The organism is Pseudoalteromonas sp. SG43-4 (assembly GCF_014164325.1).
GTDB classification, from domain to species: Bacteria; Pseudomonadota; Gammaproteobacteria; order Enterobacterales; family Alteromonadaceae; genus Pseudoalteromonas; species Pseudoalteromonas distincta.
In genome coordinates this window covers 1-294 of sequence record NZ_JACJFB010000073.1, presented here as the reverse complement: position 1 = coordinate 294, position 294 = coordinate 1, and the positions used below count along the sequence as shown (strand labels likewise).

The 294-nt window shown below is 48.0% G+C and carries 2 tRNA genes; both read right to left on the bottom strand.

Going from position 1 to position 294, the window contains the following annotated elements:
- Positions 1-12: 12 nt before the first annotated feature.
- Positions 13-88 (bottom strand) — tRNA-Glu (locus H5160_RS20230).
- Between the two features lie 93 nt (positions 89-181).
- A tRNA-Glu gene (locus H5160_RS20225) sits at positions 182-257 on the bottom strand.
- Between the last annotated feature and the right edge of the window lie 37 nt (positions 258-294).

Genomic DNA, 294 nt, shown 5'->3' with positions numbered 1-294 from the left:
AAAATAAGTAAGTGGCGTCCCCAAGGGGATTCGAACCCCTGTTACCGCCGTGAAAGGGCGGTGTCCTAGGCCTCTAGACGATGGGGACACATAAATGTGTCACTAGGACAACTGAATTTTTAGACTCGTTTCAGGCGAGCTTTCTTAATAACACTTCACTTCCCTATTAAAAATAAGTAAGTGGCGTCCCCAAGGGGATTCGAACCCCTGTTACCGCCGTGAAAGGGCGGTGTCCTAGGCCTCTAGACGATGGGGACACATAAATGTGTCACTAGGACAACTGAATTTTTAGAC